At 55.8% G+C, this 23,784-nt stretch carries 21 protein-coding genes and 1 riboswitch; of the genes, 16 read left to right on the plus strand and 5 right to left on the minus strand.

Going from position 1 to position 23,784, the window contains the following annotated elements; genetic code table 11:
* Positions 1-157: 157 nt before the first annotated feature.
* From BLR08_RS15390 to BLR08_RS15410, 6 genes are all read left to right on the plus strand, one after another.
* A complete protein-coding gene (locus BLR08_RS15390; RefSeq protein WP_072332259.1) occupies positions 158-859 on the plus strand; it encodes a SanA/YdcF family protein in 702 nt (233 codons plus the stop codon).
* A 100-nt stretch (positions 860-959) separates the two neighbouring features.
* Positions 960-2,099, plus strand: coding sequence for a DUF7847 domain-containing protein (locus BLR08_RS30695; RefSeq protein ID WP_072332256.1), 1,140 nt, complete (start codon positions 960-962; stop codon positions 2,097-2,099).
* Positions 2,092-2,730 carry a DUF4129 domain-containing protein gene (locus BLR08_RS15395; RefSeq protein ID WP_072332253.1) on the plus strand — a complete coding sequence of 213 codons (639 nt, stop codon included), beginning with the start codon at positions 2,092-2,094 and terminating at the stop codon, positions 2,728-2,730. Before BLR08_RS30695 ends, BLR08_RS15395 begins: the two co-directional genes overlap by 8 nt.
* A complete protein-coding gene (locus BLR08_RS15400) occupies positions 2,633-3,847 on the plus strand; it encodes a DUF4350 domain-containing protein (protein WP_083537251.1) in 1,215 nt (404 codons plus the stop codon). The genes BLR08_RS15395 and BLR08_RS15400 overlap by 98 nt, the downstream gene beginning before the upstream one ends.
* 5 nt (positions 3,848-3,852) lie before the next feature.
* Complete coding sequence (locus BLR08_RS15405; protein WP_072332250.1) at positions 3,853-4,779, plus strand: AAA family ATPase; 927 nt, start codon at positions 3,853-3,855, stop codon at positions 4,777-4,779.
* Positions 4,730-6,112, plus strand: coding sequence for a DUF58 domain-containing protein (locus tag BLR08_RS15410; protein ID WP_072332247.1), 1,383 nt, complete (start codon positions 4,730-4,732; stop codon positions 6,110-6,112). Before BLR08_RS15405 ends, BLR08_RS15410 begins: the two co-directional genes overlap by 50 nt.
* Here the strand turns inward: BLR08_RS15410 and BLR08_RS15415 are convergent.
* The gene (locus BLR08_RS15415; protein WP_072332244.1) at positions 6,072-7,097 is read right to left on the minus strand and encodes a stage II sporulation protein M; all 1,026 of its coding nucleotides are present in this window, start codon (positions 7,095-7,097) and stop codon (positions 6,072-6,074) included. The genes BLR08_RS15410 and BLR08_RS15415 overlap by 41 nt on opposite strands.
* Positions 7,098-7,173: 76 nt before the next feature.
* Here BLR08_RS15415 and BLR08_RS15420 point away from each other — a divergent pair, with 76 nt between their 5' ends.
* The 6 genes from BLR08_RS15420 (at position 7,174) to BLR08_RS15450 (ending at position 15,293) form a co-directional block, all read left to right on the plus strand.
* On the plus strand, positions 7,174-7,974 hold the full coding sequence (locus tag BLR08_RS15420; RefSeq protein ID WP_072332241.1) for an RDD family protein: 801 nt from the start codon (positions 7,174-7,176) through the stop codon (positions 7,972-7,974).
* 150 nt (positions 7,975-8,124) lie between these two features.
* Positions 8,125-9,909 (plus strand): sensor histidine kinase, encoded by a 1,785-nt coding sequence (locus tag BLR08_RS30700; protein ID WP_072332238.1) that lies wholly within the window; start codon positions 8,125-8,127, stop codon positions 9,907-9,909.
* Positions 9,884-11,497 (plus strand): response regulator, encoded by a 1,614-nt coding sequence (locus BLR08_RS15435; protein ID WP_072332235.1) that lies wholly within the window; start codon positions 9,884-9,886, stop codon positions 11,495-11,497. Before BLR08_RS30700 ends, BLR08_RS15435 begins: the two co-directional genes overlap by 26 nt.
* Positions 11,498-11,753: 256 nt before the next feature.
* Positions 11,754-12,734 carry an ABC transporter permease gene (locus tag BLR08_RS15440; RefSeq protein ID WP_072332232.1) on the plus strand — a complete coding sequence of 327 codons (981 nt, stop codon included), beginning with the start codon at positions 11,754-11,756 and terminating at the stop codon, positions 12,732-12,734.
* 20 nt (positions 12,735-12,754) lie between these two features.
* Entirely contained in the window at positions 12,755-13,675 is a 921-nt protein-coding gene (locus BLR08_RS15445) for a carbohydrate ABC transporter permease (protein ID WP_072332229.1), read from the plus strand.
* 73 nt (positions 13,676-13,748) lie between these two features.
* Positions 13,749-15,293: an ABC transporter substrate-binding protein gene (locus BLR08_RS15450; RefSeq protein ID WP_072332226.1), complete on the plus strand. Its 1,545-nt coding sequence runs from the start codon at positions 13,749-13,751 to the stop codon at positions 15,291-15,293.
* A 734-nt stretch (positions 15,294-16,027) separates the two neighbouring features.
* Here BLR08_RS15450 and BLR08_RS15455 read toward each other — a convergent pair.
* The 3 genes from BLR08_RS15455 to BLR08_RS15465 form a co-directional block, all read right to left on the minus strand.
* A complete protein-coding gene (locus BLR08_RS15455) occupies positions 16,028-16,759 on the minus strand; it encodes an alpha/beta hydrolase (protein ID WP_256257677.1) in 732 nt (243 codons plus the stop codon).
* A 95-nt stretch (positions 16,760-16,854) separates the two neighbouring features.
* Positions 16,855-17,109, minus strand: a complete 255-nt coding sequence (locus BLR08_RS15460; protein ID WP_072332223.1) for a DUF1450 domain-containing protein — start codon at positions 17,107-17,109, stop codon at positions 16,855-16,857.
* Positions 17,110-17,242: 133 nt separating this feature from the next.
* On the minus strand, positions 17,243-18,220 hold the full coding sequence (locus BLR08_RS15465; protein ID WP_072332219.1) for a Gfo/Idh/MocA family protein: 978 nt from the start codon (positions 18,218-18,220) through the stop codon (positions 17,243-17,245).
* Between the two features lie 229 nt (positions 18,221-18,449).
* Here BLR08_RS15465 and BLR08_RS15470 point away from each other — a divergent pair, with 229 nt between their 5' ends.
* Positions 18,450-19,103: a sensor domain-containing protein gene (locus BLR08_RS15470; protein WP_072332216.1), complete on the plus strand. Its 654-nt coding sequence runs from the start codon at positions 18,450-18,452 to the stop codon at positions 19,101-19,103.
* A gap of 52 nt (positions 19,104-19,155) precedes the next feature.
* Positions 19,156-19,238, plus strand: a riboswitch (cyclic di-GMP riboswitch).
* A gap of 112 nt (positions 19,239-19,350) precedes the next feature.
* Positions 19,351-19,518 (plus strand): hypothetical protein, encoded by a 168-nt coding sequence (locus tag BLR08_RS31165; RefSeq protein WP_176835530.1) that lies wholly within the window; start codon positions 19,351-19,353, stop codon positions 19,516-19,518.
* A 128-nt stretch (positions 19,519-19,646) separates the two neighbouring features.
* On the opposite strand, the gene BLR08_RS15475 is transcribed toward BLR08_RS31165, so the two are convergent.
* Positions 19,647-20,654, minus strand: coding sequence for an acrylyl-CoA reductase family protein (locus BLR08_RS15475; RefSeq protein ID WP_072332213.1), 1,008 nt, complete (start codon positions 20,652-20,654; stop codon positions 19,647-19,649).
* 231 nt (positions 20,655-20,885) lie between these two features.
* On the opposite strand from BLR08_RS15475, the gene BLR08_RS15480 reads away from it, so the two are divergent.
* Positions 20,886-21,902: a response regulator transcription factor gene (locus BLR08_RS15480; protein ID WP_072332210.1), complete on the plus strand. Its 1,017-nt coding sequence runs from the start codon at positions 20,886-20,888 to the stop codon at positions 21,900-21,902.
* A complete protein-coding gene (locus BLR08_RS15485) occupies positions 21,899-23,761 on the plus strand; it encodes a sensor histidine kinase (protein WP_072332206.1) in 1,863 nt (620 codons plus the stop codon). The genes BLR08_RS15480 and BLR08_RS15485 overlap by 4 nt, the downstream gene beginning before the upstream one ends.
* Positions 23,762-23,784 lie beyond the last annotated feature (23 nt).

The raw sequence follows: 23,784 nt of genomic DNA on the forward strand, positions 1-23,784 counted from the left end.
CCATTCCGCCGGGCACGCTGCCGAATCGGCTCGGGGCTGCCCACATTGCGCACTTCCGGAGTCGACTGCAGGTCCATTTAAGGTATAATGAGAACAGACCGCGGAGCTTCGCTGGTTATTTTCTTCATGATCGGGAATGGACACAAAGGAGATTGCAATGAAACAGCGTAAAAGGAAGACGGAAAAGTCGGTTAAACGAGCGGTCGGGCGTCTGCTGCGTCTGCTGGCGCTTGCAGGGTTAATGGGATGTACGACGTTTCTGGTCGTTAATGAATATGTGCTTCAATCAGGCGATGCCTATATTTTGCCGAAAGACGAGCTGCCGCAGGTTGAAGCCGCGATCGTGCTCGGCGCATCGGTTTACTCCAATGGGAAGGTTTCGGATATTCTTCGGGACCGGCTCGACACGGCCTATGACTTGTATGTGTCGGGGCTTGCAAGCCGCATCATCGTCAGCGGGGATCACGCCAGCGATGATTATGATGAAGTGAATGCGATGAAAAATTACTTGATGAAGAAAGGAGTGAGGGACGCGCACATCTTCATGGATCATGCCGGCTTTAATACTTATGACAGCATGTACCGGGCTCAGGCCGTATTTCAAGCGCAGAACCTGATTATCGTCACCCAGGATTATCATCTGAAAAGAGCCATTTATGTAGCCCGTGCGCTCGGAATTGAGGCGGTCGGGGCCGCTTCCGACAAGCAGGCTTACCGCGATATCCGCAAATACGAAGCCAGGGAGGTGCTTGCCAGAGTGAAGGATTTCCTCAATGTTCACTTCATGAAGCCGCCCCCGGCGCAGCTCGGGGAGCCGATTCCCCTCAGCTCGGACGGCAGGCTGACCAATGACAAATAACCGGATATTCATGCATAGCTGGTTGAAATGGATTTTACTGGTGCTCTATCCGCTGCAATCATGTATACTTATTTCGATTATGTGACTGGAGGATGAGTGGATGGAAACCTTGAACAGGCCGATGGGGATCGGCGCGATCCTAGACAAAAGCTTTCAGTTGTACCGCAGTCATTTTACCGTTGCTTTTTTATTGCTGCTGCTGTTTGCGGGACCTTTTTACATCATTCAAAATGTGCTGTTTTATAATCTTTCGACGTTGTCGTTTTTCCCGGAGAGCGGAACTTCCATCGCCGATTCCTTCGAGCTGTTTTTGAATGGAGGCGCGGCCAGCGCGGAAGAGGCAAGTCCCGGCCTGCTGCTGTTTACCTTTCTCGTGATGCCGCTTTACCTTTTGCTGCTGGTGCCGGTATTGATGTCCTCCCAGCTTTTGCTGGTCAAAACGGCGCTGCAGGGCGGGGAAGTCCGCTTCGGCGAAGTGCTGCGCGGGGCGTTCGTGCGCTACGGCAGACAGGTCGGCAATACGCTGCTGTACGGGCTGATCATATTCGGACTTATGTTTGTCATCTGGATAGCGCTTGTCCTGGCGCTTGTCCTCATCGGCTCGTTGACGGTGGGACTTGGGGCCGGTTTTCTGGCGCTAGGCGGCGACCCGTTCGGGGGAAGCATCGCATTTATCGTGATCGTGGCTGTCGTATACATACTGACTGGATTTGCGATTTCAGCCTGCTCAAGCTATTTCATAATCCGCTTCGGCTTCTACCTGCCGATCGTGACGCTGGAAGATGAAGGCGAGGCGATCCGGGGCAGCTGGCGGCTGACGCGGGGAAGCTTCTGGCGCATCTTTGCCGTATTTTTTATTCTGACTGTCATTTATACGGTGTTTTCTCTCGGAGTTTATGCCTTGCTGATCGCCGTCTTCAAAATGTCTCTGATCGGACAATTGATCAACACCGTCCTTATTCTGCTGATCGCCCCGCTGTACACCATCCCGTACGGCGTGATTTACTTCGACCTTCGCGTGCGCCATGAAGGCGCTGATCTGGAGCGGTATATGCAGACAACGGCTGTCCCGCAACAGGCGTGGGGTACGGGCGGAGCCGGGTATGCAGACGCTTCGGCAGCTCCGGAAGATGCTTCAGCAGGGCGTATGCCGGCAGGGGAACGGGCGGAGCAAGCGGCAGCCTCCTCTCCCGCCTCGGAGCCGACGAAGCCGCAGGGGGCCGTACCGAGCGATGACTGATGCCGGGCTGCAAGCCGACAAAGAAAAGCTGCAGGAGATTCTCTCCCGCGACGAGTATGCGGCTTACGAGCGCGGCGGAGCGAACCCGGTGATGGATTGGCTGGAGCGGCTTTGGCAGGGCCTGCTTGATCTGTTTCCCGATATGGACCTGCCCCCGGGGACGCCGAAGCTGCTCGCCTACGGGCTGCTGGGCTTATTATTGATCGCGCTCGCTTCGGTTATCGTCTGGCTGGTCCGCAGCATGATCCTGATGCGCCGGAGCCGCCGGCCGAGCGTCTTCCGCTCTGCGGCCGAGCTGGGCATGTCGTCGGCCGCTCATCTGGAAGAGGCGCGGCGATGCGCTGACGAAGGGGCATACCCGGAAGCTGTGCGCCGGGCCTTCCTGGGGCTGCTGCTGCTGCTGGACGAGCAGGGATGGATTCGCGCCGAGAAGTGGAAGACGAACCGCGAATACGCAAACGAGCTGTCGGAGCGGGCGCCTGGGCTCGCGGAGCCGTTTCGGGAAGGGGCCGCTTTCTTCGAGCGCGTCGTCTATGGCGGAGCCTCCGCGTCTGCCGCCGATTATGACCGCATGCGCAAGCTCGCCGAGGCGGCAAGGGAAGGAGGCGATCGCTCTGCTGAAGCGAAATAAGCGGCAGCTGGCGCTGCTGCTCAGTATCATCGCGTTTCTGAGCGTCGGCTATTTCCTTGTCCGGCCCAAGCTGCCTGATTATACGCCTTACGTCTCCTCCTCGCCGGCGGCGGACGGAACCAAGGGACTGTATACGCTGCTGGAGGAAAAAGGCGAGCCGGTCGGGGCGTGGCGCAAGCCTTGGAGATCGCTGCCGGACACGCAGGGACATACGCTGGTCGTCATCCAGCCGTCGTTCCTGACCGAGCAGGACCGCACGGCTGCGCTGCGGTGGGTTGAGCGCGGCAATGATCTGCTGCTGTTCCACAGCTCGCCGCCGCCGTGGGCGCCATTCGAGTTCCTCGAAGCGAACAGCGCCGTGGCCGATGAGCCGGCCGTTCCTATCGCGGATCTGCAGCGTCCGGAGCGGGCTTCATGGACGGCCGCTGTCAGATCCGGCATGCGCATCGAGGCGGGCGAGGGTATCGAGCCCCTTCTGCAGGATAAGCAAGGCTTTATCGCCGCCCGCTCCTCGCATGGGAGCGGGACGGTCACCATGCTGCTCGTGCCCGAGTGGCTGGAGAACGGCTCGCTGCTGAGCCAATCGCATTTTGAGCTGCTGTGGCCTTATTTGCCCCGGGACCGCGAGGCGATCTGGTTCGATGAGTATCACCATGGGCTGCAGGACAAGCCGGGACTGCTGGCCGTGTATCCCGGGTGGCTGCTGGCGGTGCTGGCCCAGCTCGCGGCGGCGGCCCTGCTGTGGCTGTGGCTGAAGGCCGTCCGCTTCGGACCCGCGTACACGCCCCGGGCCTGGACGGTCAGACGCGGGGACGAAACGCTGCTCGCAGCCGCCGGCTGGTATGAGCGCCAAGAGCTGGCGCGGGATGCCCTGATGCATCAGGAGGCGTATATCCGCAGCCTGCTGCGGGAGAAATGGGGCGTCAGAACGGATGCGACGGACAGCCAGGCGCTTGGCGCGGCCAAGCTCCACGGAAACAAGGAGGACGCGGAGCTATTGGCCGGACTGCTGGCAGCGTTCCACAGCGCCCGCAGCTCCGCTGTCTATAGGTCGAAGCAGCTGGTCCAGGACAGCCGCAGGGCTGATGAATTGATACGCAGACTGGAGAGGAAGTGAGCCGATTGCAACAGCTATTGCAGCAGATGGACCGGATCGTAATCGGACAGCAGCATCATATTCGCCTGCTGCTGACCGCATTTTTGGCAGGAGGGCATGTGCTGCTGGAAGGCGTGCCGGGACTGGGCAAAACGAAGCTGGTCCGCACGCTGGCCGATTCGGTCGACGGCACGTTCAGCCGGGTGCAGTTCACCCCGGATATGATGCCGAGCGATATTACCGGCAGCGTGGTGCTGAATATGAAGACCGGCGAATTCGAGACGATCCGCGGTCCGGTATTTACCCATATTTTGCTGGCCGACGAGATCAACCGGACGCCGCCGAAAACGCAGTCCGCGCTGCTGGAGGCGATGGAAGAGCGTCAGGTGACGATTCAGGGCAAGACCTATCGGCTGCCCGATCCTTTCTTCGTCGTTGCGACGCAGAACCCGGTCGAATATGAGGGCACCTATCCGCTGCCCGAAGCCCAGCTCGACCGGTTCCTATTCAAGCTGAGCATCACCTATCCGCCCCAGGATGCGGAGCTTGCGATGCTGAAGGCGCATGCTCCTTATTTCGCCGCAGCGGGCGGCGAAGAGGGGGCGCCTGCCGTGTTCCCGCTGGAGCGGCTCAAGGAGCTTCGCGTGTCGCTCGTCGATGTGGTTGTGCAGGATTCCCTGCTGGATTACATCACGGCGCTGGTTCGTCGTACCCGGGAAGACAAGCGGGTTCTGCTCGGGGCAAGTCCGCGTGCCGGTATCGCGCTCATGATGGCGGCCAAGGCATGGGCGCTGCTGGACGGCCGAAGCTTCGTGACGCCGGACGATATCAAAACCGTAGCGGTGCCGGCGCTGAGACATCGGCTGCTGCTGACGCCGCAGGTCGAATTGGAGGGAGAGACGAGTGACCACTTCATCCGGGAAACGCTGGGGGAGATTCCGGTACCTCGCTGAGCGGCTGGAGCGGCGGCTGATCGTGCCCACTCCCCGGCTTGCGGCGGCGGCGGGGCTTGGAGCGCTGCTGGTCGCGGCCGGTTATGCGGCCGGCGCAGGCGCAGCCGCGCTGGCCGCGGTCAATCTCGCGCTGGCGGCCGCGTCGGTGCTGGATTTGTCTCTGCTGCCCAGACGGGGCAGCATCCGGGTGAGCCGGACCTTGCCGGGCCGGGCGGATGTCGGCAGCCCTTTCGAAGTGAAGCTGACGGTGACGGCGCCGCGAGCCCTCTCGTCCGGTCTGCTGCTGCAGGCGGCTGACGATGTGCCCGGGACGTTCCGCCTGCATGAGCGTCAGACACTGCGGACGTACTGGGAGGGCAAGGAAACGTCCCTTACTTATACCGCAGCCGGACAGGAGCGGGGAACGTATGCGTTCCGGCGCATCTGGATTCGCTTCAGCGGCAGACTGGGGCTTTGGTCCAAGCAGATGAACGTGCGAATGGAGCAGAGCATCCGGATCTATCCCGATATGTCGGCGGTCCGGGGCGTTTTGTCGGCGGCCCAGCGGGATCTGATTCTTGACGGACGCCGGGTGTACAAGCGGGAGCGAACGGGCTCGGAGTTTCATGCGATTCGTGAATATACGCCGGATGACGATCCGAGGCTGATCAATTGGAGAGCGTCCGCGCGCGCCAGAAGCTTGATGACGAACCAGTTTCGACCCGAGAGGGGCAAGGTCGTCACGATCATGCTGGACTGCGGACGGAGGATGGGCGTGGAGCTTGCGGGACGCACCAAGCTGGACGCCGCGCTGGAGGCGGCCCTGGCGCTTGCTGCCGTTGCGCTCAAGCAGGGGGATAAAGTCGCTCTGCTGGCGTTCTCCAGCAGGATTAAGGCTTATGTGCCGCCAGGGGCAGGGCTTGCTCATCTGCAGACGCTGACGGAAGCCGTGTTCGATCTGGAGAGCGAGTTTGTCGAAGCGAGCTATCTGACGGCGCTGCAGCATCTGATGCGCGTGCAGAGCAAGCGAGGGCTGACCCTTTTGTTCTCGGATCTGGACAATGCGATGTTCGACGAACAGCTGCAGCCGCTATTGCAACGGCTGCGCAGACAGCATCATGTGCTGCTGCTCGGCCTGCGCGATGAAGTGCTGTATGGCTGGACCGTTATCGGTACGGCCGGCAGGCGCGAGGCGTACGTCAAGAGCCTCGCGCACAAGTTTGCCTTGGACCGGCGCGAGCTTGCGGCCCGGCTGGCCGCATCCGGCATCGAGGTCGTGGATGTGCCGGTCTCCGAACTGGCGTGGACGGCGGTTAACCGGTACTTGGCCGTGAAAGCGGATGATTTGGTCTAGCGTCGCTAAGCCCGTCTTCTCCCGGCAAGCTCCGTCTCCGCTGGGCAGCGTAGCCATATGCGATATAGGCGGCGAGCGCAAGCAGCGTCAGGCCGGCGAATGCGTACTTCAGCTCCAGCGACAGGTCGGAAGGCGTAATATAGCCCTCGATGATGCCCGCGATGACGAACAGCGGGATCGTGCCGATGAGCAGCAGGGCGGACTCCTTCACCGAGCGCAGAAACCTGTATTTGCGCGTGAAGCTGCCCGGCACGATCATCCGGTAGCCCATGTACAGCCCGGCCCCGCCTGCGATGAAGATAGCCGTCAGCTCGACGATGCCGTGGGGCAGGATATAGGCCCAGAAAACATAGCTGCGTCCGGATTGCCAGAACAACGCAGCCAGCGCGCCGATGAGCAGCCCGTTATAGACAAGCACGTACACGGTAAGCACGCCGAAAGTGATCCCGCTGACGAATGCCAGCACGGCAACGCGAATATTATTGGTCATGATGGTGGAAGACATGACGGCGCTTTGCACCGAATCATGATTTTCGCCTGTCCGCATAGGGTCCACATTCTCAGCTATGGAGGCAGGCAGCACGGCATACAGGTTCAGCGGGTCCTGCCATACCGCAGCGAAGCCGGACGCGCCGCCCGCCAGAAATAGCAGCAGCGCCGCCGCAATAAACCATCTGCGCTCCAGTACATACCCGGTAAAATGATGCTTGAAATAGTCGCCGACACGGCTGACCGATCTCCGCTCGGCGGCGTGAACCGCGTGATGGGCGCGGCTGACCAGCTGGTTCAGGAAGACTCCGGCATCATCTTCCGCATAATAGGTTTGCGCGAATGCGAGATGGACCGAAGCCTGCTTGTACAAGGCGGTCAGCCGGTCGATATCGGCGGCCTGCACCTCGCGCTTGCGCCGTTCGAACTTCTCAAGCAGCCGTTCGAGCTCCGACCAGACCGGCTTATGCTCGCGAATAAAACGTTGTATTTCCATCCAGGGCAGAAGCCTCCTTCCCTACCTATGATCCATACTACCACATTATTTGGAAAAAGAAGCAGGTGAGTTTCCGATGAATGATTCGTTCAACCGCGCAGCGGATATCGTAACCCCCGAGCATGTCAGGCTTCAATTCCGCACAGCCGGCCTCGGCAGCCGAACGGCCGCCCAGCTTATCGATGTGCTGCTGCTAAGCTTGCTGTTCGGTGCGGCCGCTCTGCTCATCGGCCTGGCGTTTGCGGCCTCCGGCGCCGGTATGGCCAGCGTGCTGGGCGAATACGCCGTCGCCTTTCTGGTCTTGCTCGGTTTTGCATTGATCGGAGGATATTTCGTGCTGACGGAAGTATATATGAGCGGCCAATCTTACGGCAAGCGTTGGATGGGCCTGCGCGTCGTACAGGAGAACGGTCAGCCTGTGACCTTTCTATCCTCGGTCATCCGCAATTTTTTCCGGCTGATCGATTTCCTGCCGTCTTTTTATTTCCTGGGGGCGATCTGGATGTTTCTGCATCCGCAGGATAAGCGGCTGGGCGATCTGGCGGCCGGCACGCTCGTCGTCCGCGACCTGCGCGCCGATCAGCTGGCCCAGCGCCAGCGGACGGAGAAATGGCTGCGCCAGTGGAAGCAGCCGCGTCTGCAGCTGGAGCTCGCCGAAGCCGAGCGGCGCAGAGTCGACAGGGAGGACTGGCTGCTGCTGGCTTCGTTCGTAGAGAGGCTGCCAACGCTTGGTCCCATGAAGCGGGATGAGCTGGCCTGGCAGATCGCTCAGAGGCTGGCGGCCAAGCTGGAGCTTGATCCGCAGCTGTATGCACGGGGGCCCGTAGCTTTCCTGATTGCCTTATATGAGCAGCTTTCCGAGGAATGGACGTTATAGGAAAATGGTTTTGCCTCATAGCAGGGCGCGAGTTCCATGGAGGAACGGCGCCCTGTTATTTGGCCTCTCGTGCAGGTTTTTCCAAACTTGGGATTGTTGAACCTAATAGGGTCTGCTACACTAGGAGTCAAATCCTGGGGGAGGGCGAATATGTTCAGAAGCTGGAATAATCTGAGAGTCAAGTTTGTCATCGGCTTTCTAGTGGTTCTTACGCCGCTGCTTGTATTCGTCTTCTACAACAATTTGTATGCGATGGAGGTTGTCCGCGACCAGGTATCCAAGGCGTATATCGATCAGCTGGAGAAACGGGTCAATCAGCATAATCTGGTCATGAAGATGACCAACTCCTATATTTACTCGGTGCCTGACAGGGACCCGGACATTACGGCGCTGTACTTCACGGCTCCCGGCAGCAATGAATACGCTCTCATCCGCCAGCGGATCATTAACAAGTTCGGGATAGATATGGATTTTTACACCATAATCGACTCTCTGTTTCTGTACACGGCTGCCGGGGACGAGTTTATTTTCATGAGCAAAAGCAGCTATAACGAACGGCTCGACCTGCTCGGCCGTCTGCTGCCGGACATTCTTCAGGCCGAGGAAAGCGAGGTTCAGCCGGAGTGGCGAATCGTAGATTCGGCGACCGACAAAGCCATGATGAAGGTCGTCACAATTAATCCGGATCTGTACATGGGCGCCTGGATCAAGTTCAATGACCTGCTCGAGCCGATCAAGGCCATCGGCGACGAGCATCTGGCAGGCAGTGTGATCGTCGATAAACAAGGCTTTCCGCTATCGGGCACGACGCTCTCGCCGGGGCAGCTGGAAACGGTCCGCGCCCATCAGGGCGGGAGCGGGCAGCCTTATCAGACGGTTCGCGATCCGGACGACGGGCAGAAATATTTGCTGATCAGCGTGAAGTTCGAGCTGGCGGATGTCTATTATACGCTGCTGATCAAAGAGGAGGCGCTGCTGCAAAATCTGCCTTTCTTCCAGCGGGCGGTCTTCCTGATTCCTGCCGCCGCCGCCGTTATTCTGCTGTTTGCTCTGCTGTTCATCCGCAACATCCTCTTCACCCCCATGAATGTCATGATGCAGGGGATGAGGCGAGTGATGAAGGGGGATCTGGAGGTGCGGCTCAGGCATAAGTCCTCGACCGAGTTCGACTTTCTCATCCGCACCTTCAATGACATGGTCGCCCAGATCCAGCATCTGAAAATCGATGTATACGAGGAGCAATTGCGAACCAAGGAGGCCGAATACAAGCATCTTCAAGTACAGATTAATCCGCACTTTTACTTGAATTCCCTGAATATTATTTATAGCCTCTCCGCCTTGAACAAACAGGAGCTCGTGCAGGAGATGGCCGAGCATCTGGCCGAATATTTCCGGTTCGCCATCCGGACGAACCGCAGCTTTGTTCAGCTGCATGAGGAGCTGGCCCACATCGATCATTATATGGAAATCCAGAAGCTTCGCTTTCCGAGGAAGCTCACCTTCTCCGTCTCGCTGCCGGACGATTGCCGCAGCAGCATGATCCCTCCGCTTACGATCCAGCCTTTCGTAGAGAACTGTGTGGTACACGGGTTCAAGGACCGCAAGCGCGTGCTGGCTGTGGAAGTCCGCATTACCCCAGACGAGCGGATGCAAGACACGATATGCATCCGGATTCAGGACAACGGTCCGGGCTTTCCGTCTTCTCTGCTCGAGATGCTGCGCCATGAGCAGGAGGATGCGGACTATGGAGATAAGCATCTCGGGATATGGAATGTGCGGCATCGCCTGAAAATGAAGTTTGGGGAACGCGCATCCATTCAGTTCGGCAACCGCGAGGGGGACCAAGGGGCTGTCGTTACGATCCGGCTGCCCAAGCAAATTTACGAGGAAGAAACAGGAGGGCACCATCATGTTCAAGCTGCTGATCGTAGATGATGAAGAATATGCCGTACAAGCGCTTTGCGAGAAGGTCGCATGGGCGAAGGCGGGGATAGAGGAAGTATTCACCGCATACGATGCCGAGGAAGCCAGGGAGATTTTGAGTCAAACCGCTGTCGATGTGATCGTCTGCGATATTGAGATGCCGGGAGAGAACGGCCTGGGCTTGCTTCAGAGCATCCGGGAGCAGAGTGCGGATACCGAGGTGATCTTCCTGACCGGGCACGCCAGCTTCAGCTACGCACAGCTGGCTCTGCAGCTTGGAAGCTTCAGCTATCTGCTCAAGCCGGTGAAATACGACCAGCTGCTGGAGGTGGTGCGGGAAGCGCTGGCCAAGCTCAGCCAAGCCAGGGAGCTGAAGCAGCAGCATGAAACGTATTCCAAATACTACGGGCTGTGGCAATCGCAGAAGCCGCTGCTCGTCGAGCGTTTCTGGCAGGATGTGCTTGCTCAGCGCATCGCTCCTTCGCCGGCGAAAATCGCTGAGCTGATGGAGACCTACAGCATCGAGTTTAAGCCGGGCAGTCTGCTGATGCCCATCATGATCAGCATCGAGCGGTGGAGCAAGGAATTCAGCATACGGGATGAAGAGATCGTGGAATACGCGCTGCGCAATGCCGCCTCCGAGATCATCCAGAGCGGCAGGCCGGGCATTGTCCTGCAGGACGGCCACGGCATCAATCTCGTGCTGCTCTACGCGCTGCAGGACAGGCCGGTTGAGCGGGAAGAGCTGATGCAGCAGTGCAGACAATATATGGAGGCATGCTCCAAGTACTTCTACTGCCAGGTGTCCTGTTATTTGGCCGACCCGACGCCGATCGGAGATTTGACCAAAGTCTATTACGAGCTTCTCAACATGGAGCGCAACAACATCCGAAGTCCCGGATCGGTGATCTGGAACGAGCCAGGGGTCCGCAGCACGGGAACCGCTATGCCGATTCCCTGGTTTTCGGAGCTGGCTGTTTTTTTCGAGACAGGGAAAAAGGAGGAGTTTGTCCGCAGGCTCCAGGACATGTTCGCTATGCTGCGCGAGCAGCCCTTACTGACGGTCGAAACGCTCGGCGCTTTCTACCATGCGCTGTTGAACCTTGTCTACAACGTCTTCCACAGGCAGGGTCTCTCGGTGCAGCATCTGTTTTCGGCCAAGGAATTCAGCGACGAAGCCTATGCCACCAAAAATCTGGAGCATCTGGAGGCTTGGGCGCTCAAGGTGTCCACAGTGGGGATGGACCGGTTATATCCGCCGCAGTCGGACAAGCTGTCCGTGATGGAGCAGATTTATGCGTATGTGAAGGAGCATCTGGCCGACGATATGACGCGGGAGGACATTGCGTCGTTCGTGAATTTCAATCCCGCTTATTTGTCCCGTCTGTTCAAGAAAGAAAGCGGCATTTCCTTGTTCGATTATATTCTCCAGGAGAGGGTCGAGAAAGCGAAGCAGCTGCTTGCGGATACGGGCCTGAAGATCAGTGAAATCGCGGAGATGACGGGGTACGGGAACTTTTCCCACTTCACCAAGATGTTCAAGAAGGTGACTGGGCATACGCCTCAGGAGTACAGAAAGCATGCCAGAATCGAAGATTGAGCGCGGCGTATCGCGGATGGGTTTAGGGCAGCGCGGCGGTTATCGGCGTCTTCGCGCTTGGAAAGGATAAGCTGTTCGGCCATCCCTCCAAGCGCGCAAGACGTTTTTTGCATGCCACGTTTGCCGGTGGTATTAGTAAAATTCACTCATCGGGCAGGTCACCAAAACGTTAGTCAGGAAGTCACTGACGGTATAGAGAGTTTTTCCAAGTCTTTCTATAATAAGGTCATAAGCGCGAGAGAGGAGAGAAAGCAAGATGGACACCGTAGAGGTACGCGGGCCCGACCGGGCCAGCCGGCCGCTCAAGAAAGCCAGTCATCGCTTCACGGCCTGGACGAACCTGAAGAAGTTCAAGATCCTGTATCTGATGTTTTTGCCGGGCGCGTTGTTTTTGCTGATCAACAATTATTTGCCGATGGCCGGCGTCGTGATGGCTTTCAAGAATGTCAATTTTACCGACGGGCCCTTCCGCAGCCCATGGAGCGGACTTCAGAACTTCAAGTATTTATTCGCTACTGACGCGGCATGGAGCACCACCTATAACACCTTGATGTACAACAGCATTTTTATAGCGCTTAATCTGGTGATAGGCGTCGGCATGGCGGTAATGCTGTATGAGGTCAAAAGCAGGAGATTGTCCAAGCTGTATCAATCGGCGATGTTTTTCCCTTATTTCCTCTCCATGGTCGTCATCAGCTATCTGGTGCTCGCCTTCCTCGGCGTGGAGACCGGCTATATCAATACGTCGGTGCTGAAAGCGCTCGGGCTGGAGCCGATCGACTGGTATATGACGCCCGAATATTGGACCTATATCTTACCGTTTGTCAACGTCTGGAAAAACATCGGTTATTATGTGGTCATCTACTACGCCGCCATTATCGGCATCGACGAGGAATATTTCGAGGCGGCGGTGCTTGACGGAGCGGGTAAATGGAAGCAAATTATGAACATCACGATTCCGTTTTTGTCTCCGCTGATCATCACGATGACGCTGCTGCAGATCGGCCGTATTTTCTACGCGGACTTCGGCTTATTCTTTAACGTTCCGCTTGACGCGGGGCCGCTGTATCCGTCCACTCAGGTCATCGACACGTATGTGTACCGGACCTTTATCCAGAACGGCGATGCGGGCATGGCGTCCGCAGCGGGTTTGTATCAGGCTTTCGTAGGCTTCGTGCTCGTGCTGCTCGCTAATTTCGCCGTCAGGAAATTTGACAAAAACTCAGCGCTTTTCTAAAGCCTTCGGGAGGAATTTGTATGAGCGGGCAGCAAAGCGGCGGCAAGGCGCTTAAAGCCTCAACAGGCTCCGGCCTGGCGATCAACGCGTTTTTTATCCTATGGACACTTCTGTGCATAGTTCCTTTTATTCTGGTCATCGCGGTTTCCTTCTCGGACGAGAACACGATTTTGGCCAACGGGTACAAGTTTATTCCCGATAAGTTCAGCCTGAGCGCTTACGAGTACATCATCAAGGATAAAATGCAGGTGCTGAACGCTTATCGCGTTTCCATCACGGTCACGATCACAGGCACGCTGCTCAGCCTGCTGATCACGGCGCTGTACGCCTATCCGCTGTCCAGAACCGATCTGCCATACCGCGGTTTCTTCTCCTTCTATGTATTTTTCACGCTGCTGTTCAATGGCGGGCTGGTCCCGTTCTACTTCCTGTACGTAATGGTGCTGGGGCTCAAAAACTCCATGCTGGCGCTGATCCTGCCGCTGCTGCTTCAGCCGTTTTTCGTCATCATCATGAGAACGTTTTTTCAAACCTCGATCCCGCCGGCAGTCATCGAAGCGGCCAAGATCGACGGAGCGGGAGAGATAGGCATCTTCTGGCGAATCATCATCCCGTTGTCCATGCCGGTCATCGCCAGCGTAGGCTTGTTCACGACGCTGAACTATTGGAATGACTGGTTTCTCAGCCTGCTGTTCATCGAACCGGGCAATAACAATGTCGGGCTGCAATATTTGCTGCAGCGGGCTGTGCTCAACATTCAATACATCACGCAAAATTCGAATGTTTCGCAGTATTTGTCCGGTCAGGATCTGGCCAATCTTCCGAACCGCACCCTGCAGATGGCGATGGCCGTCGTAGGCATCGGGCCTATCATTTTCGCTTATCCTTTTTTTCAGAAGTATTTTGTCAAAGGTCTTACGGTTGGCGCAGTCAAAGGCTAACTCCGGTCAGCTGCGATGCTGCCCGGTTAGCATATAGAAGGGAATTATTCCAATAGCCTGTGGGAGGGTTTGTATGAAATCGAGCAGAAAGAGAAGCATGCTGATGGTGCTGCCGCTTGCGCTGGCCTTTACATTAAGCGCTTGCAGCGGAGGGAGCGCGCCGGCAGGGGGTGACGCCGGGAAGCCGGCCGAGGAGCCCAAGGGTGCGTCGGAAGCGGCGGGAACGGCGGAGACCGCCCTGTATGAAGTCAGCCTCCAGTACCCGGGGGTGCCGCAGAAGGGTGTTCCCGCCGTGGAGGCGGAGGCCAATAAATATTTGGCTGCCCAGAAGATCGGAGCTACGCTGAAGATCAATGCCATCGACTGGGGGCAATGGGATCAGAAGCTGAATCTGATGATTGCTTCCGGGGAGAAGTCGGACATTATCTTTACGGCGGCTTGGCAAAACTACACCGTTAATGTAGCGAAAGGCGCATTCCTGGATATCGGCGAGCTGCTGAAGTCGGATGGCAAGGATATCGTGGCGAATCTGGACCCGAGGTTCCTGGAGGGCTCGAAGATCGGCGAAAAAAACTACGGCGTACCGACCAACAAGGAGCTGGCGGCGACACGCGGCGTCATTGTGCGCAAGGATCTGGCCGACAAGTACAACATGGATCTGACCGCGGTCAAGACTTGGGAGGATCTGGAGCCTTTATTCAAGATTATCAAGGAAAAAGAGCCGGCGGTTACGCCGTTCTATAACTCCAATGCAAATAACGGCAACGGGCTACTCGACAATTTGGACTGGGATTACCTGGGAGATGCCTCGGTGCCTGGCGTCATCCGCAAGATCGGCAAGGAAACCAAGGTGATGAATGCGCTGGAAACGCCGGAATATATAGAGAAAGCGAAGCTGGCGCGCAAATGGTATTTGGCCGGATATATCAACAAGGATGCGGCAACCTCTACCGTATTCCCCAGAGACCAGGCCAAGGCAGGCAAAGCATTCGCCTTCACGGACGGCCTGAAGCCCGGCAAAGCGGCGGAGGAGCAGGGCTATATCGGCTTCCCGCTCGCCCAGATCGATCTGACTCAGCCGACGATAACGACCGGAGACGCTTCCGGTGCGATGCTGGCGATCTCGAAAACGTCGAAAAATCCGAAGCTGGCGATGCAGGTGATCAATCTGCTGCATAAGGACCCGGTCTTCAACAATCTGATCAATTTCGGCATCGAAGGCAAGCATTATGTGAAGGTTAGCGACAAGATTATCAAGAACGGCCCTGAAGCCGAGCTGTACAACCCGGGCGCCCAATGGCAGCTCGGCAACCAGTTCCTCAACTATCTGAAGGAGAACGAGGACCCGAAGAAATGGGAGCTGTACAAAGCGTTTAACGACAAGGGAGTAGCATCCCCGTCCTTCGGCTTCGCGTTTAACTCCCAGCCGGTGAAGACGGAGATTGCGGCTTATACGACGATCAACGAGCAGTACCACGTCCCGCTGACCACAGGCTCGGTTGATCCGGATAAAATGATTCCGGAGTTTCTGGAGAAGCAGAAAAAAGCAGGCGTCGACAAAATTATCGCCGAGAAGCAGAAGCAGCTGGACGATTTCCTGGCGGCGCAAAAGAAATAAACAAAGGAAGCGCGAAACGCCCCTATGCCGACTGCGGTCAGCGGGGGCGTTTTGCCGTTGGCGCGCTTGCCTGTTGATTCTGCGGATCGGGAGCTTAGCCGGGTGCGGCTATAAATAGGATTATATATCGGCTTGGCTTGCTTCCCATCCGCATCGGAACGCCCTTTGCAGCGGGCAGCCTCGTTTAATGCGGGACAATATTATTGTTATTGTTTAAATTTTTCGCAAGCGGGAGGGGAGGAGTGGGAGCGTTTATACGAAAATCCGCACACCTCCCGCATTTTGGGCCCTGATCGGGTGGGTTTATACGAAAATCCGCACAGTTCCTGCATTTTGGGCGCTGATCGGGTGGGTTTATACGAAATTCCGTACACCTCCAGCATTTTGGGCGCTGATCGGGTGGGTTTATACGAAATTCCGTACACCTCCAGCATTTTGGGCGCTGATCGGGAGCGTTTTATACGAAAATCCGCACACCTCTCGCACTGTAGGCGCTAATCGGAACTGTTTTATACGAAAATCCGCACACCTCCCGCACTGTAGGCGCTAATCGGAACTGTTTTATACGAAAATCCGCACAATTCCCGGCATTTACCGCCCGTCAGTCGCATTTTATAGGAACGGAAGGGCCGTTTGCCCTGGTTTGCGGCGTCCTTCCTCACAGAGGCTGCTCCTTCCATCAAGTGGCTTCTTGTGGAAATAGAACAGCCTGTCCTTTCTACAGATAAGCAGCGTCAGGAGAACAGCCAGCTGATCGCTTCGGGCATATGCTTGGCAAAAAATACGCCGTCATGCGTACCGCCTTCTTCCTCCACAAATATCAGCCGGTCGCTCGGACAGCCTTTGTTTACCAGTGCCTTGTAGGCTTCATGCGTGTAGGGAACCATGTTAGCCTGAATATTTTGCTTATGCACGCCTTCCTTGCTCCCCACGTACATAAACAGCTTCTGATTCGCGGAGGGTGGAGGGCTCTCCCGGACAAATTCCAGGAAGCCTTCGTACCAGAAGGAAGCGGATAAAGCCCCGATCCGACCGAACACATCCGGATGCCGATAGGCGGCATACAGCGAGATCAGACCTCCTAACGAAGCGCCGATCATGGCGGTATGCTCGGCGTCGGGGAGCGTCCTGTAGCTGGCGTCTATCTGCGGCTTCAAAATCCCGGTCACATACCCCAGGTAAGCGTCGCCTTGTCCCCCGAAGTCCGGGTACGTGCTGAGCAGCGCTTTGGCCGGCCAGGGCGTGTATTCGTTGTTGCGGTTGATCGGTTCGATCCCGACCAGGATAACCTCGGGCAGCGCCTTGGTCATAAACAGATGCTGCAGCCAGTTCAGCATATAGTCGATCAGCTCGCTGCCGTCCTGTAGATAAGCAACCGGGTATCTACCTCCGTCCTTGTACGAGGGAGGCAGGAAAACCGTAACCTGATGCTCCCCGATCATTTCTTTTTTGATGCTGTTTCTCACTCAACCATCTCCCGTTCGCGTTTATAGGCATTAAATAGCCCCACCAAAGTGGGGCTTAGCGACGTTATATCACCAACTGCCGTCGGTTCGGCGGCCTAGGCTAAGACTTTTTCTTCTGCCGCAGCCATACCGCTCAGCAGCTGCTTCAACTGCATATACAACAAATCCGGAGATTCGGCGCAGATCACGCCGGACTTGCCTACTTTAGCGACGCATTGCTTGGAGCACTGCTTGCAGCAGCCCAGACAATCCTTTTTCTTATGTTCGATATCCGGAAATTCATCCTTCATCGATTTGAATACGGATTTGGAGCCGTTTTTGAAGTTCTTGCAGCAATATTTGACTTTCATCAAACCGTCTCCTTCAGCAAGCTTGTGCGCAAATGATAATCATTATCGTCAATTATAGGCGTGGGACAAGCTTGCTGTCAATGAAGTTTTAACGGTTTGATTTATAGGTAAAAGCTGTGCTAACCCATGAGGCTTAAACTTCTTCTTCGCGTCCGGAGGCATGCGAGCGGTAGAGAGCTTCGATAACCGCGACGATATGGCGGGAGTCCTCCAAGGTGCATGCGGTCTCGCTGCCTGTCTCGATATGGCTGATCAAATCCAGCAGCTGGAGGATGAACGGCAGCTGCTCCTTCTGCACCTCGATCGGCTCGTAATCGCTGCCCGTGCTAATATCCAGGGAAGTGCTCGTTCTGAGCCTGAGCTTGCCGCCCGTGAACAGCAGCTCGGTTTCATTGCGGGCTGCTCCTTTGAAACCGGACTGCACGATGGTTGTCGCAGTCCCGTTCTCATGATGGAGGAATACGGCGCCGCCGCCCTCGATATCTCCTTTGCCGCCATGCGGGCTGACGATTGCTTTGACGCGGATGACGCGCGAGCCGCTGAGCCAGACGGCCTTGTCGATCGAATGCGACCCCAGATTCGCCAGAATGCCGCCGCCTGCAAGCCTTCTCTCGAAAAACCAGCCGGGACGCTTGTCATGGAAGTAATCGACATGCCGGGCGTCATTGATCATGACCAGACGACCGAGCTCTCCCAGATCGATTCGCCGCTTTGCCTCCAGATTCTCGGCAATATAGCGCTGCGTATGGCCGACCAGGACCCGGATGCCGCTGCGGTTCACGGCCTCCAGAATCTCATCGCATTCCTTCACATCAAGCGCCATCGGCTTCTCCAGCAGCAGATGGGCGCCGGCCTCCGCACACGCGAGCGCCGCTTCCTTGTGCAGAAAATGGGGGAGCGTAACGATCGCAATATCCGGCTTCTCCACTTGCAGCATCTCGCGGTAGTCCTTGTAGCTGTTGACTCCCTCATAGGCTTGCGCCCGCTCTCTGGCTCTGTCTTCCTGTATATCCGCTATGGCGACCGGTGTCGTCCGCTCCAACTGGTGGAGCGCAGCCAGGTGCGGCCCTGCAATGCCCCCCGCGCCGATAACAGCTACCCGATAGTTCATGTCGTTCCCTCCGTGACGGTTGAAATAGATTTACTCGCACTCCGATACATGCCCCATTATAACAGCGCCGTCCCGTGATCGGAAGCCGGTTGGCTGTCTATAATCCAGCGATAAATGCGGACATAACCCGACCTAGGTCCAGTTCTATCCTGTTCGCAGGTTGGTGGGAAGCCAGGGGAGCTCACTTTATAATGGGACTATACAAAACAGGATAAGGCAGGTTATACAAATGATGAATGCAGGAACACAGACACAAGCTCAGGCAGTGGGCTGGAATCAGTCTTTTCTGATCAAAATGCAGTACCTCCTGGTCACGACGCTGCCATTGGGAATAGCGGGCTTCGCATTTGCCGTTACTTTCTTTGTACTGGGAGTGGCTTTGACGCCGATCGGCATAGGGATTCCGATTCTATACTTCGCGCTGGTCGGCAGCAAACGTCTGCAGGAGCTGGATGCCCGGGCCCTCGGGCGCAAGGAACAGCAAAGCGCCGCTTGGGGAGAGGGAGAGTCGGACGGGAGCCTGGCGGAAGGCAAGCGGGGAATGAAAGCCGTGTTGCTGTCGCTGGAGTCCTATTTGCCCATTTTATATTGGATATTGAAGTTTCCGATCAGCCTCGTGCAATTCGTATTGGCCGTTGCTTTTCCGGTCGTCGGCTTTATTTTACTGTTCACCCCACTAATCTATATGGCTGCTGTGCAATGGTATGGCTTTAACATGTTCGCCGACGATATGGTGATGGACATGCTGCTCCCGATGGCGTCTCCGCAGACGCGCTCCTATATCGTCGGAGGTCTGGGCGTTGTCTGGTTCGCTATCGGCATCTATCTGGTCAACCGAATGTTCCGGGCTTCCATCTGGTTCGCGAAAGCCTGGACAAAATAGCTCGATTTGGGACTATATTCGTGTTATACTAGTTCCATCGGGTAATAATCCGACACGATAATAGCAAATCTGACGAAAGTCAGGGACGCAAAGCTACAGGGACTAACGTGTAAACTATGTCAGCCAGCTGCCGAAGGTACGAGGACTTAGGTCACTACGCTTCCCTTTTGGCTGTGCAGGGGAAGCTTTTTTGTATGCTCCCTTGCGCTGCAGTCTTTAAGCAAAAAACTAGTGGAGGTTGGGTGCAATGAACGAGAACAACACAATGGAATTGAATGAGCTGCTGGGCGAGAAAATCGCCGGAATTCTGCTGCAGGACATGCGGCAAGCGTCCAAGGAAGATTTGCTCGCGATGAGGGAGGCCTTCGAGACGCTGCTGAAGTATGAACAATCGATGAAGCTGGCCGTAAGCTGACGGCTGTCTGATCCCATACATGTGAGTCACCGCGTCTACCCGCCAGGAATTGCGCGACTGACCACCGAAAAAAATCCGGCCTGCTCAGGCCGGATTTTTTTCGCATGGCGGCAGGTAGCCGCAGCGGCCTATATATCGTCCCACAGCTTGACGATCACTCGTCCGCGCAGCTGACCCTTTTGGATGCGCTCCAGCGCTTCAGGCAGCGCGGGCAAGCCGATCATGCGCCAGCCCGCATTGAGATAGGAGATGGGCTTCCAGACGGAAGCAAGCTTGCTCCACACCTCTTGCCTGACCGCCATGGGGCAGCCTACGGAATCGATCCCGAGCAGGCTTACTCCGCGCAGAATAAACGGGTATACGGTTGCCGCAAATGCCGCCCCGCCCGTCAGCCCGCTGACAGCAGCTGCGCCGCCGTACCGGATCGTGCCGAGCGTATAGGCGAGCGCCTCGCCGCCTACCGGGTCGATGGCGCCCGCCCACAGCTCCCGGCGAAGCGGCTTGCCGTCCGCAGGCCGCAGCTCGTCGCGTCCGATGATGGAGTCAGCGCCCAGCTGCCGCAAATAATCATGCTCGGACGCCTTGCCCGTACTGGCGGTAACGCGGTATCCGCTCGCGGCCAGCAGCGAGACGGCTACGCTTCCGACCCCGCCCGTCGCGCCGGTAACGAGCACAGGAGCCGTACGGTCGCCGGGCTGCAGGCCGTTTCTCTCGAGCGCCGCCAGGGACAGGGCGGCCGTGAACCCGGCCGTCCCCAGCGCCATGGCCTCAAGCATCGTGAGACCTTCCGGCAGGGGGACCACCCAGCTTGCAGGGACTCTCGCATATTGGCTGAAGCCGCCGTAATGGGTCACTCCGAGCTCATAGCCGGTAACCAGCACCGGGTCTCCGGGGGAGAAGCCGTCCGCTTCCGAATGCTCGACGACGCCTGCCAGATCGATCCCGGGGATAAACGGGTACGACTTCACAATCGGGCTGACCGGCAGCGCGGCAAGTCCGTCCTTGTAGTTGACGCTGGAGTAATGGACCCGGATCGTGACTTCGCCTTGGGGCAGCCGGTCCATACTTAATTCCTTGACGGCGCCGCTTGCCGCATCTCCGGCTTTCTCCAGCAGATAAGCTTTAAAAGTATCCATTTGCCGCTTCTCCTCCTATTAGAAAAAGACTATTTTTTTACTCGCCCAATTTTCCTAAGTCCAACTTTAACAGAAATGGCTTCCGAAATTCCAGCTTGCATGAGCCGGGCGTTCGCCGGGATCGTGGCGGGCGGTTCCGTCCTTACAAATATTTTTATCCCGTCATCAATCCCGTTCAAGTAAAATAGATGCATATTCGTTCCAAATACAGATCTGGAAGGCGGGCGTTCGATGTATACCGTGTTAGTTGCCGAGAACGAGCCATGGGTGTTAAAAGGCATTGTCAAAATGGTGGAAGAAGCCGGAGAGGAGTTCGAGGTCGTCGGAGCATGCAGCAACGGGGAAGAGGCGTGGAGCATGATTCAGGAAGTATGGCCCATGCTGCTCATTACCGATATTATGATGCCGGATCTGGACGGTCTGTCGCTGTGCAAAAGAATAAAGGAACATCAGCTCTCTCTCGTCTCCATTATCGTCAGCGGGTACGACAACTTTCAGTATGCCCAGAAAGCGATGACCTACGGTGTCTCCGAATATTTATTGAAACCGCTGGAATTCGAGCTGCTGGCGGAAACGTTGAACCGGTCGAAGGAGAAGCTCGAGTCGTTGAAACACTTGAACAGCTATATCGTAAAGTTTCAGACTTTATTGGACAACCGGCAAGGACTGCAGCCCAAGCTGGCACTGAACAAGCAGATCGAGCTCTTTCAAGCTGTGTTGCGCATGGGCTACATCCAGCAAAACGTGCGCGTCAGCCTGCTCAATATTTTCGAACATAAACTGAAGATGCTGCTGGAGGAATGCGACGTCAGCTTCAAGGATGCGCCTCCGTACGATGCCAGCGATGATGAAAGCATTATTCGCTACTACACCGTTATGCTGGAGAAATGGTACTTATCGCAAAACAAAGCAGGAGAATCAAGCATGCCGAAAGTCATCGAGCAGTCATGCCGGTACATCAAGGAAAACTTCAAGGAAGAGATTACTTTGACCGAAATGGCGGCGTTAACCAATTTCAGCGTCTCTCATTTCAGCACGTTGTTCAAAAAGCATACGGGAAGCTCTCTGGTCAATTATGTAAACGGGATCAAAATCGAGGAGGCCAAAAAGCTGCTGCTTTCAACCTCGTATTCCGTCTCCGAGATCACCGAAATCGTCGGATTTTCCACAACGCCTTATTTTTCAAGAGTATTCAAAACGACGGTGGGACTTTCGCCTCTCGAATACAGGAAGAGGATGGGGACATGAGGTGGCAGCATTGGCATTACCGCTTTTCTTTTAAAACGAAAATTTTGGCGCTGGTGTTATCCGTAAGTTTTGTATCGATTGTGCTGATGGCTGCGTTCACTTCTTATTATTACACCGTATCGGCGAAAAAGGACTTCTATATGATTGCCGAGGATTCGACCGCGAGAATTAACCATCAGCTTGACCGGTACTTCAATCAAATGGCTCAATCGACGTATGCCTCCATAGCTGGTCCACTGCCGACCAACCCGCTGCTCGGAAGCAATCCGGAAAGCGGTCTTCTGCAAAAATGGCTCAACTCCGGAGAGCAGTTCAGCCAGACTCAGATATCGCTTGTCGAGGGGATTTTGACCAAGTATATTGCCTTGAACGATTCCAATATATTGGGGATTGTGCTGCGCGCTTTGGACGATCGCCTCGCTTATTCCCAGGACAGCAATCTTCCCCAGAGTAAGGAGGCGCCGTGGATCGATACTCCGGTGTTGGAGCGGCTGCGGGTCGTTCCCTATTATTATAATCGCAGCAGCACGACAGCTACGGCTTATCCGTTTATTACGTTGATCATTCCCGTGTTTAATCCGAGCACGGTGAAAATCGTCGGCAATCTGAATGTTGCCTTGTCCATATCGGAAATCTCCAATATTCTCGGACAAGCGCGCTTGGGTAAAACCGGGTATTTTTTCATTGTCGATTCCGCAGGGAAAATCATTTACCATCCGGACGTTCAATGGGTAGGGGAGTATTTGGAAAATACCGCGTTGCATGAAATCCGTCTGTCCGAGAAATATGATGAGGTCAGGCAGGACGGGAAAAAGATCCTGGTGTCCAACAATCATTCGGAATTGACCGGGTGGAATATCGTGGCTTATGTGCCGATGAATGAAATGGCCAACGGGCTTAACGTCGCCCGCAATTCTACTTTAATGATCATGACGGGCATTATTATCATCTCCTTGCTGCTCACTCCCCGGGTCGTCGGTCTCGTTGTTCACCCGATACGCCGCTTGAGTCTGTTGATGAAGCGCGTTGAGAACGGAGATTTATCTGTCAGCGCGGAAGTCATTCCGGGGAAAGATGAAATTCAGCAGCTGAACAGCAGCTTCAATCGCATGAAGGAAAGGCTTAGCGAATTGATCCACAATATTCATGATCTGGAGATGAAGGAGGCTTACCTGCAGCTGCGGCAAAGAGATGCGTTAATTCAGGCGCTTCAGAATCAAATCAACCCGCATTTGCTCTACAACACATTGGAAATTATTAAAAGTATCGCCTATTTGGAAAAAGTGCCCATGATCGAGAAGATGGCGACCAATCTGGCGAGCGTGTACCGCTATACGTCCAAGATGCCCGGTCTGGAGGTGCCGTTGCGGGATGAACTGCGAAATCTTCAGCATTATTTGGAAATTGTCTATATCCGGTTCGGTCCAAAATTTCAGAGCCGGATCATCGTGGATGAAAAATATATGGATTGCCAAATTGTTAAGCTTTCGATTCAGCCTATTGCAGAGAACAGCGTGAAATATGCGGTCGAGCCGAAAAACGGCAACGCTGTCATTCAGATTCATGTATTTGAGGAACAAGACGATCTTATGATTGAACTATCCGATAACGGAAACGGCTTCAGTGAGGAAGTTTTGCAGCGGATCAGAATGAGCATTCAGGCTATGGAGGGGCAGTCCGGTCAGGCGGCTGCGGAAGAATCGGTCGGAATCATCAATGTACACGCAAGGATGGTATTGAATTATGGCGCTCCATACGGTGTAACCATACGCTCGACTCAAGGAACAGGCAGCGTCGTGACGCTTCGATTCCCAAAAAGGATAAAAACAGAACCGTCAAATCGGATAAAAAGTCCGTAATATCCGGAAAAAATGACGCAACC

It is taken from the genome of Paenibacillus sp. cl123, assembly GCF_900101595.1.
Classification (GTDB): Bacteria; Bacillota; Bacilli; order Paenibacillales; family NBRC-103111; genus Paenibacillus_G.

Excerpts from the sequence above, each read along its gene's own strand:
- BLR08_RS15390 (WP_072332259.1), top strand. The coding sequence starts at position 158 with ATGAAACAGCGTAAAAGGAAGACGGAAAAGTCGGTTAAACGAGCGGTC.
- BLR08_RS30695 (WP_072332256.1), top strand. The coding sequence starts at position 960 with ATGGAAACCTTGAACAGGCCGATGGGGATCGGCGCGATCCTAGACAAA.
- BLR08_RS15395 (WP_072332253.1), top strand. The coding sequence starts at position 2,092 with ATGACTGATGCCGGGCTGCAAGCCGACAAAGAAAAGCTGCAGGAGATT.
- BLR08_RS15400 (WP_083537251.1), top strand. The coding sequence starts at position 2,633 with ATGGCGGAGCCTCCGCGTCTGCCGCCGATTATGACCGCATGCGCAAGC.
- BLR08_RS15415 (WP_072332244.1), bottom strand. The coding sequence starts at position 7,097 with ATGGAAATACAACGTTTTATTCGCGAGCATAAGCCGGTCTGGTCGGAG.
- BLR08_RS15420 (WP_072332241.1), top strand. The coding sequence starts at position 7,174 with ATGAATGATTCGTTCAACCGCGCAGCGGATATCGTAACCCCCGAGCAT.
- BLR08_RS30700 (WP_072332238.1), top strand. The coding sequence starts at position 8,125 with ATGTTCAGAAGCTGGAATAATCTGAGAGTCAAGTTTGTCATCGGCTTT.
- BLR08_RS15435 (WP_072332235.1), top strand. The coding sequence starts at position 9,884 with ATGTTCAAGCTGCTGATCGTAGATGATGAAGAATATGCCGTACAAGCG.
- BLR08_RS15440 (WP_072332232.1), top strand. The coding sequence starts at position 11,754 with ATGGACACCGTAGAGGTACGCGGGCCCGACCGGGCCAGCCGGCCGCTC.
- BLR08_RS15445 (WP_072332229.1), top strand. The coding sequence starts at position 12,755 with ATGAGCGGGCAGCAAAGCGGCGGCAAGGCGCTTAAAGCCTCAACAGGC.
- BLR08_RS15450 (WP_072332226.1), top strand. The coding sequence starts at position 13,749 with ATGAAATCGAGCAGAAAGAGAAGCATGCTGATGGTGCTGCCGCTTGCG.
- BLR08_RS15460 (WP_072332223.1), bottom strand. The coding sequence starts at position 17,109 with ATGAAAGTCAAATATTGCTGCAAGAACTTCAAAAACGGCTCCAAATCC.
- BLR08_RS15465 (WP_072332219.1), bottom strand. The coding sequence starts at position 18,220 with ATGAACTATCGGGTAGCTGTTATCGGCGCGGGGGGCATTGCAGGGCCG.
- BLR08_RS15470 (WP_072332216.1), top strand. The coding sequence starts at position 18,450 with ATGATGAATGCAGGAACACAGACACAAGCTCAGGCAGTGGGCTGGAAT.
- BLR08_RS31165 (WP_176835530.1), top strand. The coding sequence starts at position 19,351 with ATGAACGAGAACAACACAATGGAATTGAATGAGCTGCTGGGCGAGAAA.
- BLR08_RS15475 (WP_072332213.1), bottom strand. The coding sequence starts at position 20,654 with ATGGATACTTTTAAAGCTTATCTGCTGGAGAAAGCCGGAGATGCGGCA.
- BLR08_RS15480 (WP_072332210.1), top strand. The coding sequence starts at position 20,886 with ATGTATACCGTGTTAGTTGCCGAGAACGAGCCATGGGTGTTAAAAGGC.
- BLR08_RS15485 (WP_072332206.1), top strand. The coding sequence starts at position 21,899 with ATGAGGTGGCAGCATTGGCATTACCGCTTTTCTTTTAAAACGAAAATT.